At 76.1% G+C, this 1,446-nt stretch carries 1 protein-coding gene; it reads left to right on the top strand.

What is annotated here, in order from left to right; all coding sequences use genetic code 11:
- A partial coding sequence (locus ROTAS13_RS24420) for an AAA family ATPase (RefSeq protein ID WP_171979238.1) occupies window positions 1-1,446 on the top strand: 1,446 nt, incomplete at both ends.

Below are 1,446 nucleotides of genomic sequence, written 5' to 3'. Positions count from 1 at the left end.
ACCCGGGCCCGGCTGACCCCGATCTTCGAGATGCGCGACCTCGGCCCGCAGGTGCTGAAGGGCTTCAGCGAGCCCTGCCCCGCCTTCCTGGTGCGCCGCGAGGTCCAGCGCAGCGGCCAGCGCCGGCGCCTCGCCCGCCCCGACGCCTTCGTCAACCGGCTGACCGATCTCGCGCGGCTGCAAAAGGCCTGGGAAAGCGTGCTGGCCGGCGCCAGCCGGACGGTGCTGCTGCGGGGCGAGGCCGGGATCGGCAAGTCGAGCCTGCTGCGCCGCTTCCTGGCGACGCGGCGGGACCGCATCGGCTCCGCCACGCTGACCTTCATCGCCTCCCCCTTCCACACGGACACGCCCTTCTATCCCCTGGTGTCGCCGCTGCGCGGCCTTGCCCGCCTGGCCCCCGGCCAGGACTGGCCGGATGCGCTGATCCGGCTGCGGCACTGGCTGGGCGACGAGGGCGCGGAGATCGACGAACGCGCGGCCGCGCTGGCGGAGCTGCTGCTCGGCGGCAGCGGCGAGGCGGGCGCGCGGCCGGCGGCCCTGGCCGCCATGGCGCCGCGCCGGCTGCGCGGCCTGACCCTCGCGGCGCTGCTCGACCAACTCACCCGCCTCTCGGCGCGGCAGCCGCTCTGCCTGGTGGTGGAGGACCTGCACTGGCTCGACCCCAGCTCCATGGAGCTGCTCGAACGCGCCCTGTCCCGGCTGCCGGGCCGCTGCCTGCTCCTGCTCACCTCGCGCGAGGCCTTCGCCCCGCCCGCCACGCCCACCTGGAACGATGTCGAGCTGCTGGATCTGCGCCCGCTGAGCGAGCCCGACATGGTGCAGCTGGTGGAAAGCGTCGCCGGCTCCGCCGCCGGCGGCCCGCACCTGACACGGCGGATCAGCCGGCTGGTGGCGTCGCGCACGGAAGGCGTGCCGCTCTACGCGCAGGAACTGGCGCGCGCCATCCTGGACGGCACGGTGGAGGCCGAGGCGGAGGTGCCGCCCAGCCTGCGGGAATGCCTCGTGGCGCGGCTCGACCGGGCGCAATCGGCCAAGGCGGTGGCGCAGGCGGCGGCGGTGGCCGGGCGCTCCGTGCCGCGCGACCTGCTCCAGGCGGTCACGGAACTGCCGGAGGAGGAGCTGGACGCCGCCCTGTCGCATCTGGAACTGGCCGGGGTGCTGCAGCGGCGCAGCCTGCCGGGCCGCGAGGGCTGGACCTTTCACCACGCGCTGCTGCGCGACGCCGCCTACGAGAGCCTGGTGCGCGACCGGCGCCGCCTGCTGCATGCGCGGCTCGCCCAGGCTCTGCCGAGGCTCGACGCGGACCGGGTCGCCACGGAGCCGGAAGTGCTGGCGCATCACCTCGCCGAGGCCGGGCGGGTGGCGGACAGCGTGCCGCTCTGGCTCGCCGCGACGCGCCGCAGCCTGGCGCGCTCCGCCTATCCCGAGGCGACGCGCCTGCTGCGG

The sequence above is a fragment of the Roseomonas sp. TAS13 genome, from assembly GCF_001950415.1.
Lineage (GTDB): Bacteria > Pseudomonadota > Alphaproteobacteria > Acetobacterales > Acetobacteraceae > Roseomonas > Roseomonas mucosa.
The sequence above is the reverse complement of the archived record's forward strand: the minus strand, read 5'-3'. Positions and strand labels throughout refer to the sequence as shown.